The organism is Bradyrhizobium ganzhouense, assembly GCF_049949285.1.
Lineage (GTDB): Bacteria > Pseudomonadota > Alphaproteobacteria > Rhizobiales > Xanthobacteraceae > Bradyrhizobium > Bradyrhizobium ganzhouense.
This window is the reverse complement of the sequence record NZ_CP181318.1, coordinates 5978173-5992801: the sequence shown is the minus strand read 5'-3', so window position 1 is coordinate 5992801 and position 14629 is coordinate 5978173. Positions and strand designations below refer to the sequence as shown.

At 60.6% G+C, this 14629-nt stretch carries 16 protein-coding genes; 7 read left to right on the top strand and 9 right to left on the bottom strand.

Annotated features, from left to right (window positions below; genetic code table 11):
* The first annotated feature begins 100 nt into the window (after positions 1-100).
* Positions 101-1015, top strand: a complete 915-nt coding sequence (locus ACLFLU_RS27680; RefSeq protein WP_426407931.1) for a PhzF family phenazine biosynthesis protein — start codon at positions 101-103, stop codon at positions 1013-1015.
* 149 nt (positions 1016-1164) lie between these two features.
* Here the strand turns inward: ACLFLU_RS27680 and ACLFLU_RS27675 are convergent, their stop codons facing one another.
* A complete protein-coding gene (locus ACLFLU_RS27675) occupies positions 1165-1626 on the bottom strand; it encodes a DUF488 family protein (protein WP_426407930.1) in 462 nt (153 codons plus the stop codon).
* Between the two features lie 9 nt (positions 1627-1635).
* A complete protein-coding gene (locus ACLFLU_RS27670; RefSeq protein ID WP_426407929.1) occupies positions 1636-2457 on the bottom strand; it encodes a DUF72 domain-containing protein in 822 nt (273 codons plus the stop codon).
* A gap of 119 nt (positions 2458-2576) precedes the next feature.
* On the opposite strand from ACLFLU_RS27670, the gene ACLFLU_RS27665 reads away from it, so the two are divergent.
* From ACLFLU_RS27665 to ACLFLU_RS27650, 4 genes are all read left to right on the top strand, one after another.
* The gene (locus tag ACLFLU_RS27665; RefSeq protein ID WP_426407928.1) at positions 2577-2957 is read left to right on the top strand and encodes a hypothetical protein; all 381 of its coding nucleotides are present in this window, start codon (positions 2577-2579) and stop codon (positions 2955-2957) included.
* A gap of 89 nt (positions 2958-3046) precedes the next feature.
* Positions 3047-3247 (top strand): hypothetical protein, encoded by a 201-nt coding sequence (locus ACLFLU_RS27660; protein WP_426407927.1) that lies wholly within the window; start codon positions 3047-3049, stop codon positions 3245-3247.
* Positions 3248-3488: 241 nt separating this feature from the next.
* A complete protein-coding gene (locus tag ACLFLU_RS27655; protein WP_426407926.1) occupies positions 3489-4616 on the top strand; it encodes a glycosyltransferase in 1128 nt (375 codons plus the stop codon).
* Between the two features lie 27 nt (positions 4617-4643).
* Entirely contained in the window at positions 4644-6149 is a 1506-nt protein-coding gene (locus tag ACLFLU_RS27650) for a glycosyltransferase family 39 protein (protein WP_426407925.1), read from the top strand.
* A gap of 72 nt (positions 6150-6221) precedes the next feature.
* Here the strand turns inward: ACLFLU_RS27650 and ACLFLU_RS27645 are convergent, their stop codons facing one another.
* Entirely contained in the window at positions 6222-7250 is a 1029-nt protein-coding gene (locus ACLFLU_RS27645) for an NAD-dependent epimerase/dehydratase family protein (protein ID WP_426407924.1), read from the bottom strand.
* A 57-nt stretch (positions 7251-7307) separates the two neighbouring features.
* Positions 7308-8480 (bottom strand): DegT/DnrJ/EryC1/StrS family aminotransferase, encoded by a 1173-nt coding sequence (locus ACLFLU_RS27640; protein WP_426407923.1) that lies wholly within the window; start codon positions 8478-8480, stop codon positions 7308-7310.
* A 181-nt stretch (positions 8481-8661) separates the two neighbouring features.
* On the opposite strand from ACLFLU_RS27640, the gene ACLFLU_RS27635 reads away from it, so the two are divergent.
* Positions 8662-9441, top strand: a complete 780-nt coding sequence (locus ACLFLU_RS27635; RefSeq protein WP_426407922.1) for a glycosyltransferase family 25 protein — start codon at positions 8662-8664, stop codon at positions 9439-9441.
* 141 nt (positions 9442-9582) lie between these two features.
* Entirely contained in the window at positions 9583-10290 is a 708-nt protein-coding gene (locus tag ACLFLU_RS27630; RefSeq protein WP_426407921.1) for a WbqC family protein, read from the top strand.
* A 147-nt stretch (positions 10291-10437) separates the two neighbouring features.
* On the opposite strand, the gene ACLFLU_RS27625 is transcribed toward ACLFLU_RS27630, so the two are convergent.
* The 5 genes from ACLFLU_RS27625 to ACLFLU_RS27605 all read right to left on the bottom strand — a co-directional run bounded on the left by ACLFLU_RS27625 (position 10438) and on the right by ACLFLU_RS27605 (position 14480).
* Entirely contained in the window at positions 10438-11205 is a 768-nt protein-coding gene (locus ACLFLU_RS27625; RefSeq protein WP_426407920.1) for a hypothetical protein, read from the bottom strand.
* 66 nt (positions 11206-11271) lie between these two features.
* Positions 11272-11952 (bottom strand): metallophosphoesterase family protein, encoded by a 681-nt coding sequence (locus ACLFLU_RS27620; RefSeq protein WP_426407919.1) that lies wholly within the window; start codon positions 11950-11952, stop codon positions 11272-11274.
* Complete coding sequence (locus ACLFLU_RS27615) at positions 11930-12907, bottom strand: ATP-grasp domain-containing protein (protein ID WP_426407918.1); 978 nt, start codon at positions 12905-12907, stop codon at positions 11930-11932. Before ACLFLU_RS27615 ends, ACLFLU_RS27620 begins: the two co-directional genes overlap by 23 nt.
* Complete coding sequence (locus tag ACLFLU_RS27610) at positions 12904-13746, bottom strand: NAD-dependent epimerase/dehydratase family protein (RefSeq protein WP_426407917.1); 843 nt, start codon at positions 13744-13746, stop codon at positions 12904-12906. Before ACLFLU_RS27610 ends, ACLFLU_RS27615 begins: the two co-directional genes overlap by 4 nt.
* Positions 13743-14480 carry a class I SAM-dependent methyltransferase gene (locus ACLFLU_RS27605; RefSeq protein WP_426407916.1) on the bottom strand — a complete coding sequence of 246 codons (738 nt, stop codon included), beginning with the start codon at positions 14478-14480 and terminating at the stop codon, positions 13743-13745. The genes ACLFLU_RS27610 and ACLFLU_RS27605 overlap by 4 nt, the downstream gene beginning before the upstream one ends.
* Between the last annotated feature and the right edge of the window lie 149 nt (positions 14481-14629).

Here is a 14629-nt window from a genome sequence, read left to right as displayed (position 1 = left end):
GATTGCTCCGAATTTTGGGGCATGACGGGCGATGTTTTGGGCTTGTAGAGTGCTGCGCGACGCGGCCGGTCGCGGCCGCCATTTTGCGTGAGGATTTTGCATGCAGCGCCGCTATATCACTGTCGACGTGTTCACCGACCGCGCCTTCGGCGGCAACCAGCTTGCCGTGGTGCTCGACGCGGGCGGACTCTCCACGCAGCAGATGCAGGCGATCGCGACCGAGTTCAACTATTCCGAGACGACCTTCGTGCTGCCGCCGCGCGACAAAGCCAACGATGCCGAGGTCCGCATCTTCACACCGGTCAGGGAGATGCCGTTCGCGGGCCATCCGAATGTTGGCACGTCCTTCGTGCTGGCGAGCCTCGCGAAAGAGCCGAAGCCACGATTGCTGTTCGAGGAGATAGCTGGGTTGGTCCCGGTCGATATCGTGCGGGAGCAGGGAAGGGTGATCAGCACCGAGCTCACCGCTCCGCAGCCGCTCTCGCGACTGGCGGAGGTTTCCGCCGCTGACGTTGCGGCCTGCATCTCGTTGACGGCTGATGACATCAGGACCGACCATCATGCGCCGCAAGTCGTCGGCGTCGGAACTCCGTTCCTGGTGGCGGAGGTGCATTCGCGCGATGCGCTCAAGCGGGCGAGGCCCGACGCGGCTGCGTTCGGCAGGGTCTTGCCGCGCGACGACGCCCGCTCGGTGTGGTTCTACACACGCGACGTGCCCGCATCGGAGGCGCCTAGCCAGCGGCAGGCGCGCATGTTCATGCGCGGCGCGGGCGGTCTCGCCGAGGATCCCGCCACCGGCAGCGCGACGGTCGCGGCCGCCGCGCTGTTCGCCGATCTCGATCCCACGCGCGACGGTGAATTGAAGCTCACGGTTGGCCAGGGCTTTGACATGGGCAGGCCCAGCCTGTTGCTGACGCGCGTGCGCAAGCAGGACGGCAAGATCGTATCAGCGCACGTCGGCGGCAGTTGCGTGCAGATGATGGAGGGGACGTTCAAGCTGGCGGGGGAGGGGTAAATCTGAATCCGTCATCGCTGAGGTGCGAGCCCTTGCGAGCCTCGAAGGGTGTACGGCCCGGGTGCAGCCTCGGTGGCACGCCGTCGTCTTTCGAGGCCTTCGCTTCGCTACGGCAAGGATGACGGCTACGGCTAAAGCCGGCGGTGCGGCTACGCCTGCCGGCCCGCCAAATTCCTCACCGCCACCCCGTCGCGCTCCTCGATGATCTCCGCGATCATCTGGCGATGGCAGTGGGTGTGGTCGCGCTCGTAGCAGAGCAGGCAGACCGGGCCGGCTTTCTTCACCAGCGCCGAGAGCTCGTCCATCTCTTCCTTGGCCTGCGGCGTTTTCAGATGCTTTGAGTAGATCTTCTCCAGTGTATCGTATTGCCCGCTGCGCGCGGCAAGGCGGCCCTCTTTGGGGGTACCGAGAGCTGCGAGATGGACATAGGCGATGCCGCGCTCGTCGAGGCCCGCGGCAAGCTGCTTCTTGGAAAAGCCCGGCCGCCGCGACGACGTCACTGCGCGCACGTCGACCACGAGCTTGACGCCGGCCTGCTCCAGTTCGTCCAGCACGGCCTTGGGCGGCGTCTGCTCATAGCCGATAGTGAAGAGCTTTTTCGCCCTCGCCATGAATGATCCTCAGCTCACCCGCGCGATCAGTTCCATGGCCCCGTGCGGCGCGCGCACCTTGCCCTCGTGAATGACATAGGCGAACACGTCGCGCGGCTCCTTCTTCGGCTTCGCCTTGTCGACCTTCGGAAGGTCGTCCGGTTCGCCCCCGTCGGCCCAGGCCTGGAAGCGCTCGGCCCAGGCGTCTAATTGCTTCGGCGGGTAGCAGGTCTTGATCTCGTCATTGCCCTTCTGCAGCCGGGCATAGACGAAATCGCCGGCGACGTCGGCGATCGCCGGATATTTGCCGTGCTCGGCGAACACCACGGGCGTCTCGAATTCGCGGATCAGTGTGATGAAGTCCGGCGCGCAGAAGCTGTCGTGGCGCACCTCCACCACGTGGCGGAGCGCGCGGCCCTCGAGCTTGCGCGGCAACAGCTCCAGAAACTTGCCGAAATCGGCGCCGTCGAATTTCTTGGTCGGCGCGAATTGCCAGAGCACTGGCCCGAGATGGTCGCCGAGTTCCAGCACCCCGGAATCATAGAACCGCTTGATGGAATCGCCGGCTTCGGCGAGCACGCGGCGATTGGTGGCAAAGCGCGGTCCCTTCACCGAGAACACAAAACCCTCGGGTACTTCGGCGGCCCATTTGCGAAAGCTCTCCGGCTTCTGCGAGCCGTAATAGGTGCCGTTGATCTCGATGGAGGTCAGCTTCGAGGCCGCGTAGGACAGCTCCTTCGCCTGCGTCAGCTTCTCCGGATAGAACACGCCGCGCCAGGGCTCGAAGGTCCAGCCGCCGATGCCAATGAAGATGTTGCCGGATTTTTTGGTCGCGTTTTTTGCTTTGGCCACGGAGGGATCTCGCGTCGACGGGAAGGGGAGGTCTGCATCCTATTCAAACCAGAAGTGATTGGCCAGTTGCCGCGTCCCGTCTAAGCTGATCGAGAAATCTGCGCAAAAAGGAGAACAAGATGCGGATGCTGATGCTGGGAGCGGCGCTCGTCGTGATGACATCTGCTGCCATCACGTCTGCGGCCTTGGCTGACGATGACGATGCGAAGGGCGCACAGAAGCTCGCCATGCAGGGCCGCGACGATTACTGGCATTGCCTGGCGCGGGAGTATTCGCGCGACAGCAATCAGGGACTATCGGAACAGGATTTCGGCCGATCAGTTGCGGGGGCCTGTCCGTCGGAGCGGCAATATTACCGGGTCGCGCTGCTCGACTATCTCACCTCCCAATATCCGAACATCGAATCCGGCGCCCATCTCGCGACCGCGAACAGGGCGGTGGAGGCGGCGCAGAAGGACATCGTGACCGCCTTCGTCAAGCACCGGCCGCCAACGAAATAGGGCCGTGAACTGTCGCGGTCCGGCAGCCCTTCCGGCCGCGCGTTCATCCGTGATATGACTGGGCGCATCTGGAACGGGGACGGGGTGGCATGTCGTCTGAGTCGGTAGGTGGCATCTTTGGCGCGATCGTCGCGGCGATCGTGCTTGCGGTCGCCGTCGTCTTCGGGCCGATCGGGCAGTACGGCAAGCCGCCGAAGCCGGCCAAGGTCGAGCCGGCCGCCGTGGCGCCCGCGGCCCCAGTAGCGCCGGCCCCGCGGGGCCCGGTGATCCGGGAAGTCCCGAACCAGTAATGGCCTGAAAAAGACCTCTTGGCCCCCTTGCGAAGCGGCCGTGTCGTCCCCATTTGGTTGATAACGGCAACGTTGAGTAACAATCTCCGTTGCTGAGACGACCTTGGAATAGCTTGGGCTTGCGCCGGATGTACGCGCGGTCTGCCGTTCCGGGGTCGTTGGCATTTTAGGGCCCCCTTTGGGCCGTTCCCCCAGACCCCCGGCTTGGCATCGCAGGACGCGGCAGATATACGCTGCCGTCATGAATGAAGCGATCAGACCGGGCGTCGACGGCCAGGCCCAAGAGGGGCCGGAACTGTCGGTCATCGTCCCGACCTTCAACGAGCGCGACAACGTCACGGTGCTGTACCGGCGGCTGGAGGCGACGCTCGTCAACGTGGCCTGGGAAGTCGTGTTCGTCGACGACAATTCGCCCGACGGCACCTCGGACGTGGTGCGGGCGCTGGCGCAGCAGGACAGCCGCGTGCGCTGCATCCGCCGCATCGGCCGCCGCGGCCTGTCCGGCGCCTGCATCGAGGGCATCCTGGCCTCCAGCGCGCCTTACGCCGCCGTGATCGACGCCGACCTCCAGCACGACGAGACGCAGCTGCCGAAGATGCTGTTGCTGCTCGCAAGCGATCAGGCCGACCTCGTCGTCGGCAGCCGCTACATCGAGGGCTACAAGAGCGAAGGCTTCAACAAGCAGCGCGCCGGCGCCAGTGCGCTCGCGACCGAGGTCGCGAAGAAGATGCTCCGGGTCGAGATCGCCGATCCCATGAGCGGCTTCTTCATGGTCCGCCGCGACCGTTTCGAGCAATTGGCGCCAAAGCTGTCGGTGCACGGCTTCAAGATCCTGCTCGATCTTGTCGCCAGCGCGCAGGGCAATTTGCGCGCGGTCGAGATTCCCTACACGTTCGGCGCTCGCCAGCATGGCGAGAGCAAGCTCGATTCCATGGTCGCGCTCGACTTTCTCGGCCTGGTGCTGGCGAAGCTCACCAACGACATCGTCTCGCTGCGCTTCATCCTGTTCGCGATGGTGGGCGGCATCGGCCTCGTGGTGCATCTCACCACGCTGTTCATCGCGCTCCAGCTGATCAAGGTACCGTTCGCGGAGGCGCAGGCCGCCGGCGCGATCGTCGCCATGACGACCAATTTCATCCTCAACAACTTCCTCACCTATCGCGACCAGCGGCTGAAGGGCTTTGCGATCCTGCGCGGCCTGATCATGTTCTACATCGTCTGCAGCGTCGGTCTGCTCGCCAATGTCGGCGTCGCCTTCTCGGTCTACGACCAGGAGCCGATCTGGTGGCTGGCGGGCCTCGCCGGCGCGCTGATGGGCGTGGTGTGGAATTACGCGATGTCCGGACTGTTCGTCTGGCGCAAGAGATAGCGCGTCAAGGCTTGCAAGGAAGCTTGTATGGGCGGGGCTGACGCGCGGATCGTCCGCAATACGGCGCTGGTGATCCTTGCGCTGGTCGCATTGCGGCTGGTCGCGGCCGCCTTCACGCCGATCACCTTCGACGAAGCCTATTACTGGATGTGGTCGAAGAATCTGGCGGGCGGTTACTACGACCACCCGCCGATGGTGGCTTACGTCATCCGCGCCGGCACCATGATCGCCGGCGATACCGAGCTCGGCGTCCGTCTGGTCTCGATCCTGCTCGCGCTGCCGATGAGCTATGCGATCTATCGCTCGGCCGCGATCCTGTTCGGCGGCGCCCGCGTGGCGGCGACCAGCGCCATCCTGCTCAACGTGACGATGATGGCATCGGTCGGCACGCTGATCGTGACGCCGGATGCGCCTTTGCTGGTCGCCTCCAGCTTCGTGCTGTTCTTCCTCGCAAAAGTGCTGGAGACCGGTCGCGGTGCCTGGTGGCTTGCGGTCGGCGCCGCCGTCGGCGCGGCGCTGCTGTCGAAGTACACCGCGATGTTCTTTGGCGCCGCGATCCTGATCTGGCTCGCGGCCGTGCCGAAACTGCGGCGCTGGTTCCTCTCGCCCTGGCCCTATCTCGGCGGCCTCGTTGCGTTCGCGCTGTTCTCGCCGGTGATCCTCTGGAATGCGGATCATCAATGGGTCTCATTCGTCAAGCAGCTCGGGCGCGCCAGGATCGAGGATTTTCGCCCGGTCTTCATTGCCGAGCTGATCCCGACCCAGATTGCGTTTGCGACCCCGCTGGTCTTCATCCTCGGTGCGATGGGCCTGCATGCGCTGACCTGGCGGAGGGCTGGTGCACTGGCCTCGCGCATGCTGATCGAGACGATGTTCTGGACCATCGTTGCCTATTTCGTCTGGCATTCGCTGCACGCCCGCGTCGAGGCCAACTGGTTTGCGCCGGTCTATCCGCCCTTCGTCGTTGCCGCCGCTGCCGCGGCCAACGTCGTACAGTGGAAACCGCGTGCGCGACGCCTGGTTGATTTTTGCCTGCGCTGGGCCGCGCCCACAGGCATCGTGATGTTTGCGGCGCTGATCCTGCAGGCCAATACGGGGTGGCTATCCGGCTATCGCCGCGATGCGACCGTGCGCAGCGTCGGCGTCGGCTGGCGCGAACTCGCCGCCGGTATCGAGGCGACACGTGTCCGCGCAGGTGCGACCTGCGTGCTCACGCCCGATTACGGCACGACGGGCTGGCTCGCCTTCTATCTGCCGCGCGGCACCTGCGTGGTGCAGCAGAACCAGCGCATCCGCTGGGCCAACATGCCCGAGCCCGATCCAAAGCTGCTCGCGGGCAAGCTGATTTATGTCGATGAGTTGCGTCCCGACGGCCATCCGTTCCTGAACGACCTCTTCACGCAGGTAAGCCGTGTCGCCGAGCTGCAGCGCAAGCGCGGGCCGCTGGTGGTCGAGACCTACGGAATCGATCTGCTTGAGGGCGCCAAGGGCGATGTGCTCGACCGTTCGCCGCCGCCCGAACTTCTGCGTTGAGCGGGGCAGCACCTCACGGCGCGAGCTGCAGAGCCGGTGAAAGTCCCGCCACTCACCAGCTGGGAGGTTCGATCACAGGATCTTGCCGTTGATCGAGAGCTCCTTGATCCTCTTTTCCCAGTCAATCAGGGCACGGTACCAGCCCAGTGTGTGGGTCGTGGGATCGTCGCCGCTCACGACACCCCGCTCCAAAGCCTGCTTTATCTCCACGATACCCTCGTGCACGCGGGAGGATGGATCGAATTTCAGGCGCTGAATGATCTTGGCAAAGGACAGATTATAGGTTCGCTTGTCCGTCGCATCCGGGATCGTGTGGGTGACGATGTTCGGAATGATGTCCTTGACGAAGTTTGCGAGCTGCTTGATCTGATAATTGAGATCGTCGCCGCCGACGTTGAAGGTTTCACCTGATACGACTGACGCATCGCTCTCGATGCCCATCATCAAGGCGCGGCAGACGTCGCGAACGTGGATGAACGGCCGCCACTGCTCGCCGCCTCCCATGACGTAGATGACGCGCTCTTTCCAGGCGCGCAGCGTCATGACGTTGATGGCAAGGTCGAAGCGCATGCGCGGAGCCAGGCCGAATACGGTGCTGTTGCGTAGGATGACCGTTTCGAACGTATCGCTTTGCAGCTTACGGAGCTCGTCCTCGACGTGAAGCTTGCTTTCGGCATACAGCGTCTGCGGGCGGCAGACGGCGTGCTCGTTGAGCGACACTTCCTGGCCGTGGCCGTAGACCGATGCTGAACTTGAATAGACATAGCGGCGAACGCCAGCCTCTTTGGCCGCGCGGGCCAGGCGAACGCCCCCCTGATGGTTGATCGAGACCGTGAGTTCGGGATCGATTTCGGCGGAGGCGTCATTGCTCAGTCCGGCCAGATCGATGACGGCGTCCATACCCTCGAATTGCTTCGGGTCCACGGTGCGGATGTCGTCGACCAGCAGTTTGATATTCGGGTGGGACGTCGCCTGCGTGAATCGATCCCTGCCGAAAAAACCTCGATCGAGCGCAACCACCGAATATCCCTTTTGGGCCAGCATCTGGCACAGGGGAATGCCGATGTAGCCTCCGGCTCCAGTGACGAGAACTTTCTGCATTTGTTCGACTTCTATGTCCTTGGGGGCATCGCATGAGGTGCGATCTGTTTTTTACGACTAAGACTTGCTTTCGTTTTGCGCTGATTGGCGCATGCACTGGATGGCGGCAACGATGAGATCGCATTCTTCGTCGGTCATGTCGTTGTAGACCGGGAGCGCGATGACGCTGTAAGCGATCCTTTCCGTCACAGCCAGTTTCAGCTCTTTCTGTGCGGCGTAAGCCGTCATGTGATGGCAGGGCGGGCTGTAATACTTCCGGACGAAGACGTTGTGCTTCTCGAGCGCTGAGGCCAGAGCCTCCCGGTCGAGTCCGAATTCCGCGGCGTCGACGACGACCGGCAGATATAGCCAGTTGGATTGTACGCCTGCGGGCTCTTGGCCGACATGCAAGCCGGGAATCCGGGAAAGGCCGATCTGCATGCGCTCGACAGCGTGGCGGCGCGTCGCAATGGCCTGCTCGAACGTCTTGAGTTGCTCGAGACCGATGATGGCCGATATCTCCAGCATCTTCCCGTTCAAGCCTGCCTCGTGACAGTCGGCGCCGTCGACTTGTCCGAAATTGCGCATCGTTTTGACGCGCGCGAGCAGTTCTGCGTCGTGGCTGCAGACGCAGCCTCCTTCCATCGTCGAGAAGGCCTTGGTGGCGTGAAAGCTGAACATCTGCGCGTCTGCGAAGCCTCCCACCAGTTGGCCATTGACGCGCGTGCCGAACGAGGGCGCGCTGTCGACCAGGAATTTCAGCTTGTGGCGCTCGGCGATGCGGGCAAGCGTAGCGTAATCGCTCGCGACTCCATAAGCGTCGACGGCGAGGATGGCGACGGTACGGTCCGTGATCCTGCGCTCTACATCGCTCGGGTCGAGGCGCATGGTCTGGTCATCGAGAATGTCCGCAAATACCGGTTCGGCGCCAGCCCATCTCACAGCATGCGGTGTGGCGCTGAACGTGAATGACGGCACAATCACTTCGCCGTCCATGATTCCCGCAGCCCTCAGCATGGCCATCATGCCGATCTGACCGTTGCAGAAAACGAGCGTCGGGACGCCGAGATACTCGCTCAAGCGCGCTTCGAATTCGACGACCCAGCGCGAATTGTTGGTGACCTGGCCGGTTTCCAGCGCCTTCTCGAAGGAGGCTAAGAATTGCTCCGTCTTTGGAAATCTCGGACGCACGATATGGAGCGGACTCTGGGCCCGGGGCGTCGGAAATTCAGGCGGGAGCGCGTCACTCATCTCGAGTCCTGGTTATCGATAAGTTCGATGACTGCTTATCGATACAGACCGAAACTTGCGTGGAGCATTCCTGTGCAGCGCGAGCCCGTGATTGACACGCGTTTTGGGCTAGCCTCGACTAAGGCGAATCATATTTGAGTAGGCCTCACTGGTATCCATTCGCCATTGGTGCTTTTCGCATATGAAGAACTTCGTCATTAATCTCGATCGCTGTCCGGAAAAATACCAACGCTTTCTGGAACGGAACGCAGGTTGCGGGATCGCTTTCGAGCGTTTCTCTGCGACCAACGGGCTGGAGCTGAGCGATCAGGAGGTGTTGGCGATGCGACTGGTCGCGCCAGGTTCGATGTTCACCAGGGGAGCCGTTGGCGGTGCCGCTTCGCTATGGCGGATATTGAACTGGATCGCCGGGCAGAACGAACCAGCCCTTGTGTTCGAGGACGATTGTACCATCCGTCACGACATCATCGCGCGCTTGCAGGCGCTTCTTCCGTCCCTTGAAAACTGGGATCTTCTGGTCCTTGGTTGCAATACGGATTCAGTACTCGATCTCGAGCTCGCGCCGGGCATGAAGTCGATGATGATCTTCAGGCCGCAGCACCCTAATGACCGGAGCGAAGCTGCCTTCCAGAGCGCGAATTCCCATGTTGCCGCGCTCCGGCTAAACACCTGCTTTGGTCCAGCCGGAAACCTGATATCTCCTGCAGGAGCGAAGCGGCTCCTGGAGCTGTGTTATCCGATGGACAACCGGCCGGTCCAGATCGAGGCGCTGAACAATCGCGTGCTGCCGACGATCGGTCTGGATGGGATGGGCAATAGCGTCTATCGCTTCATGCAGGCGTATGCTTGCTTCGCACCACTCGTGGTGCCGCGCAACGACAACTCGACTTCGACGACCTTCACCCACGATGCGCGCGCCTGGGGCTTGGCGCAGACGAGTCCGATGGGTGTGGGGAGCTGACGAAGGCAAACTGAGAGCCGTTCGAGATCATCCCCCGCGACCGGCCAGGTGCTTGGTCTACCGATGCACCCGACATGGATTGGGCCGTCGTGAGCGAAGTTTGCGAATGAATGTCTTCACAGTAGCAGGGCGTCACACACGATGAAACTCGCGATCATGCAGCCGTATTTTCTGCCCTACATCGGCTACTATCAGCTGATTTCGGCAGTCGATCTCTTCATTGTCTACGACAACATCAAATATGTGAAGAAGGGGTGGATCAACCGCAACCGGATGCTGCTCAACGGAACGGACGCGACGTTTTCGCTCCCGTTGAAAAAAGATTCGGATGCCCTGGACATTCGCGACAGGGAGCTGGCGGCCGATTTTGACCGTGCGAAGCTGCTCAATCGATGGCGAGGGGCCTATCGGACCGCGCCGTTCTTCGAGGAGACCTTTCCGCTTCTGGAAAAGATCGTCAGCTTTGAAGACCCCAATCTATTCCAGTACCTCTTCAATTCGTTGCGGATGACCAGCGACCATCTGGGCCTGAAAACCACCTTCAAGATCTCGTCTGAGGTGCCCATCGATCATTCGCTCAAGTTTCAGGACAAGGTGCTGGCCTTGTGCGAAGCGGAAGGTACGAAAAGGTATATCAACGCGATCGGCGGCCTGGAGCTCTACGAATCCGCTGCTTTCAGCGCCCGCGGAATCGAATTCAGGGCGCTGCGAGCCAGGCCGTTTCCCTATGAGCAGTTCGGTCAGCCACATGTGCCATATCTTTCGATCGTGGACCTGCTGATGTTCAATTCAGTTTCGAAGCTCAGCGAAGTCATCGCCGAGAACTATGACCTGGTTGAGGGGACGTAGACGCACTGCGCTGCCGAATTCGGCTTCTGGTCGTCGAAGGCGATACCTGATCCCGCGCCGGCGGCACCAGGCGATGCGGGACGCTTGCTTCGCCGGCTGGCGATTCCCGGCAGCGGCGGCGCTGCATCCCGCATCAAAATTGGCGAGTTACTCGAACACGACGTAACTCTGCTGTGGTGAGATCGTGCTGCGACAGATGCGATATCCTTCGGTGCCCCATGCCTCGCGCAATGCCAGGGTTTCTCCGGGATTTTCGGCCAGCACCAGCTCATCAAACCCGACGACGCTGTTCTTCGCCAGATAAGGGCGAATGAGCTCGAGGCATTTTTTCGTCGGCTCGTAGAGATCGAGGTCGAAATACGCCAGCGCGATGATCGTCTCGGGATGCTTCTCCAGATATCGAGGAAGAGTTTCGGTCACATCGCCCTTGACCAGCTCGAACTTGCGAATGTGATTGCGTGGCGCGAGCTTTTCCTGCGCCGACAGGATCTCTGTAAGCACGTCCTCGTAATTCGGCGTGACGTTGAGCCCACCGACCTTCAAGCCGTCGAAATCGCCGTCCTGCGGGGCCACTGACGGGAAACCCTCGAACGTGTCGAAGCCGACGACCTTGCGGCTCATGTTGTAGGGCTCGTAGATGTGACGCATCGTCGTGAACAGCGCCATGTTCTGCCCCCAGCGCACCCCAAACTCCATGATGACACCATGCGTGTGCAGGGTCTTCGAATAGAGATCATGCATGAAGAGAATGCGCGCCAGCGACGGGCGATTCAGGAACAGGCCGAGGTTCGCGTGGAATTCACGCGGAGGCAGCGGCGACGTCTTCATCAGCTCCTGCAGCCGACCATAGGCAGCCACTTCGTCCATCGCGGCATAGGTGAAGTTCTGCGCGTCTTGCGGATCATTTGATGTCATAGTCTGCGCTCATAAGCCAATTGAAGGTGAAGTTCATCGTGATTCGGGGAAAGCGCAGCGCGGAGATCAATCCGCAAGCCGCCTGAGATTTCTCGCGCCAGTTTTCAGTCCGCCGTAGTAGTAGTCATGGAACCCCGCGGCCTCCATCAACTCGAAGACCCTTTGCATGTCGTACTCGACCCGATGCAACGTGAAGCTCTCGCCGTCGAAAGTCGCAAACGCCGCCCGTGGATCACCGTCGCGCGGCTGACCGACGGAGCCCGGATTGCAGTAGGTCTTGTCGCCGAAGCGGTGGATGCTTTGCAAATGGGTGTGGCCACTGACGAAATTGACGCCGGATAGGCGTGCGAAATATTCCTCATTGGGGTTCGTGAGGTACTCGTCGATCGGATCGCCCCATCCGGCGTGAACGACCTGAAGATTGCCCATTTGCATTTGCAGGTGAAAGGCCCTCAGCCAGTTCACGTTTTCGGGCGTGATCACCTTCCGCTGGTAGACCAGGCATTCGTTCACACTCTTGGATCTGGTGCAGAAACCGCCGAAGCCCAGATACCAGTCATGGTTGCCGAGAACACTGTGGATGCCGCGCCTCTTCAGTTCGTCGCAGCATTCGTTCACCTGGGAATAATAGCCGACCACGTCCCCCACGCAGAAGATCTCGGTGACGCGCATGCGATCGAGTTCGGCGAGGACCGCCTTCAACGCCTCGAAATTTCCGTGAATGTCAGAGATGAACGCTATCGTCATAGAAGATGAAATCCTCGGTATAGCGGACGGCTCTGCCGCGCTTGATGTCCGGCTGGACAGGCATCCGGTTCTCGATGGCCATTTCAACCGCCATCAGGCCTTCGTTGTAGCCAAAGGCCGCGCGAATCGACGTGGATGAAGAAATCCTCGGATTGATCTCGAGCAGCTTCAGGCCGCGATCGGTCTTGCGAAACTGAAAATTGGTCGGCCCAATCGGAGAAAACGCTCCGCACAAATCCTGGATGGCATCGGAAAATTCGGCCTGATCTACAACCTCGGCCTTTTCCGTGAACCCATCCTTGGAGAGTTTTCGCCGAAGCGCCATGAAGGCCGAATGGCCCCCCTGGCCATCGCAAAACGCGGATACCGTGAATTCCTCATCGTCTCGCCCGACGATGGGTTGCGCCATCAAGGTCGTTTTTGTCGCGGGGGCAATCCCGGCAAACTGCTCTGCAGTCTCGACCACCACGATACCCTTGGATCCAAAGCCCCGGCGTGGCTTCAGCAGGAATGGCAGGCCGCATTTCTCCTTGAGAAAATCGAAGTCCATTTCCAGGTAACTCGGGATCGCATAGGTCGGCATCAGTTCCTGCTGCCGTTCATAGAATGCCCATTTGTCCGAGCATCTGGAAATCAGTTCGAGCGAATTGAGAACGACCTTGGTTCCGGTCGCCTCGATTTCGGCGACGTGATCCGCCCATTTGTACATGTCTGCATCGATACCGGGGAACGCCACGTCGACGTGATGCTTGCGCAGGAGCGCGAGAAGCCGGTCGAGGTAGTCCGGCGCATCCGTCCTGGGGACGACTTCAAAGATGTCGCAGAAACCTGGTGCGACCGTGTCGGTATATATCGAGGTGCCGATGAGCTTCATCGGTCGTTTCGACATCTTGAGGGAGCGCAAGATTCCGTAACCGACGATGCCGCTGGCGCCGGAAACCAGTACTGTCGTCACGACGCCAACCTTCGATGAGCCGCTTCCATCTGCATTCCTCGCGCCATGGATATGCGGGGAAAATAGTCGACAAGGCGGAACAGCGTCTCGTCACAAGCAAAGCCGTCGCTCGGGATGTCGGGCTTGTCTCGCAGGAAGCTGACTTTGCTCTTGCTTTCAAAAACGGAAATGGCAGCCGCCGCGATTTGAGAATAGGTGACGTTGTCCGGGCTCACGCAGCCATAGACGCCTTCGAGCTTCATCGCGATGACGGCCGAGATGATGTTTGCCACGTCCTGCGCATGAATGAAATTTCTCAAAGCATCATTCGAGCCAAGGAAGTCGATGTCTTCATTCCTCTGGGCCTTGTCCATGATGGTGTACAGGAATGGCTGATGTTTTCGAAATTGCTCCCCCGCACCATAGATCCGGGAAGGCTTCAACACCGCGACCGGCAGTCGAAGCTCCCTGCCGCAGAATTGCGCAACGTCTTCGGAATGCCTCTTTGAGAGTGAGTAGGCTCCGAAGAAGGGAGAGTCGTTGTTGAGATCCGCAAAGATGCTGGAGATGTGCACGAAATGCTTCGCGTTCGCCTTTGAACTGGCATGACAGAGCTTCATCAGGCCAAGCACGTTGACATCCATTGCTTGCAGGGTGTCGCGAAAGTCCTTGCCCCCGAATGCTGCGGCCATGTTCACGACGCAGTCGATCTCGCCGGGAATCTGGATGTCGCGCGAGCAGAGGTCCAGTTCGACATCGCAGCCGCTGCGCCCGGCCGTCAACACTTCGCAATGGTCACGAAGGAGCGGGATCAGCGCCTGTGCCAGCGAAGAGGTTCCCCCGACGATCAACACTCTCATGAGCGCGCCTGGTCGTCCGGCGTGAGCTGAGCGAGAAGCCCGCAGGAGAGTTCCGGGTAGTCAACTCCCATCTCGCACAAGGCCTGAATGATCCTGGTGTCGAGGTTCAACGACAGCAGCTGACTCGTCGCGAAGGGCTTGAGATAGATGCCTTCCATCTTCTCGATCTTGTAGCCGGCATCGTTCACCAGCTTGGTGAGCGAACTCACTGTAAAATACCGCTGATGCCCCAGGACGAGGTCGTTCTCCGAAAGGGCCTGCATATCGGGCAGCATTCCGGCAAGATTCCCAAGTCTTCGGTTCATGACCTCGGCATTGGGGACCGCCACAAACAATTTGCCTGTAGGTGCGAGAAATGTCCTGAAGCGGTTCAGGATCAGGAGGGGGTCATCGACATGCTCGAGGACGAACCCCATGACGATAAGGTCGAATCTTTCGTTCGTATCAAACTCTTCGAAGTAGGTTTCGATGACCTCGCTTCTGTTGTCCGGAAATCTCAGCTTGAAGTTTTCGATGACCGCGGGAGATCCTTCAAGAACCACATGGCGGCCAGCTCCGCCCGAAAAGATTTCGGTTGCAAACCCGTGCCCCAGTCCCAGATCCAGGACGGCGCGCGGATCCTTGACGACACGCGCGATGCGTTTCGGGTACCAGGTCAACGAGATTTCGTTGTCGAAATCGTAGATGTTCTTGCCTTCATAGGCGGCGACATGGACATCCAATCGACTGTTCATGGGTTCTCTCTCCCCAAATTCGATGCGCCATCGGACGCCTGGTCGCAGGCATATCAACGGCCCCCTTGATTCGCCACGCGCCGGAGCGGTGAGGCGAAGGCGGTGTCAAGCTTCAAGCAAGCTACGAGCGGGATAGTGAGAAGTGGCAA

Coding starts and splice junctions, on each gene's coding strand:
- ACLFLU_RS27675 (WP_426407930.1), bottom strand. CDS start 1,626: ATGGCGAGGGCGAAAAAGCTCTTCACTATCGGCTATGAGCAGACGCCG.
- ACLFLU_RS27620 (WP_426407919.1), bottom strand. CDS start 11,952: ATGACGATAGCGTTCATCTCTGACATTCACGGAAATTTCGAGGCGTTG.
- ACLFLU_RS27625 (WP_426407920.1), bottom strand. CDS start 11,205: ATGACATCAAATGATCCGCAAGACGCGCAGAACTTCACCTATGCCGCG.
- ACLFLU_RS27610 (WP_426407917.1), bottom strand. CDS start 13,746: ATGAGAGTGTTGATCGTCGGGGGAACCTCTTCGCTGGCACAGGCGCTG.
- ACLFLU_RS27630 (WP_426407921.1), top strand. CDS start 9,583: ATGAAACTCGCGATCATGCAGCCGTATTTTCTGCCCTACATCGGCTAC.
- ACLFLU_RS27635 (WP_426407922.1), top strand. CDS start 8,662: ATGAAGAACTTCGTCATTAATCTCGATCGCTGTCCGGAAAAATACCAA.
- ACLFLU_RS27645 (WP_426407924.1), bottom strand. CDS start 7,250: ATGCAGAAAGTTCTCGTCACTGGAGCCGGAGGCTACATCGGCATTCCC.
- ACLFLU_RS27680 (WP_426407931.1), top strand. CDS start 101: ATGCAGCGCCGCTATATCACTGTCGACGTGTTCACCGACCGCGCCTTC.
- ACLFLU_RS27640 (WP_426407923.1), bottom strand. CDS start 8,480: ATGAGTGACGCGCTCCCGCCTGAATTTCCGACGCCCCGGGCCCAGAGT.
- ACLFLU_RS27650 (WP_426407925.1), top strand. CDS start 4,644: ATGGGCGGGGCTGACGCGCGGATCGTCCGCAATACGGCGCTGGTGATC.
- ACLFLU_RS27660 (WP_426407927.1), top strand. CDS start 3,047: ATGTCGTCTGAGTCGGTAGGTGGCATCTTTGGCGCGATCGTCGCGGCG.
- ACLFLU_RS27655 (WP_426407926.1), top strand. CDS start 3,489: ATGAATGAAGCGATCAGACCGGGCGTCGACGGCCAGGCCCAAGAGGGG.
- ACLFLU_RS27665 (WP_426407928.1), top strand. CDS start 2,577: ATGCGGATGCTGATGCTGGGAGCGGCGCTCGTCGTGATGACATCTGCT.
- ACLFLU_RS27605 (WP_426407916.1), bottom strand. CDS start 14,480: ATGAACAGTCGATTGGATGTCCATGTCGCCGCCTATGAAGGCAAGAAC.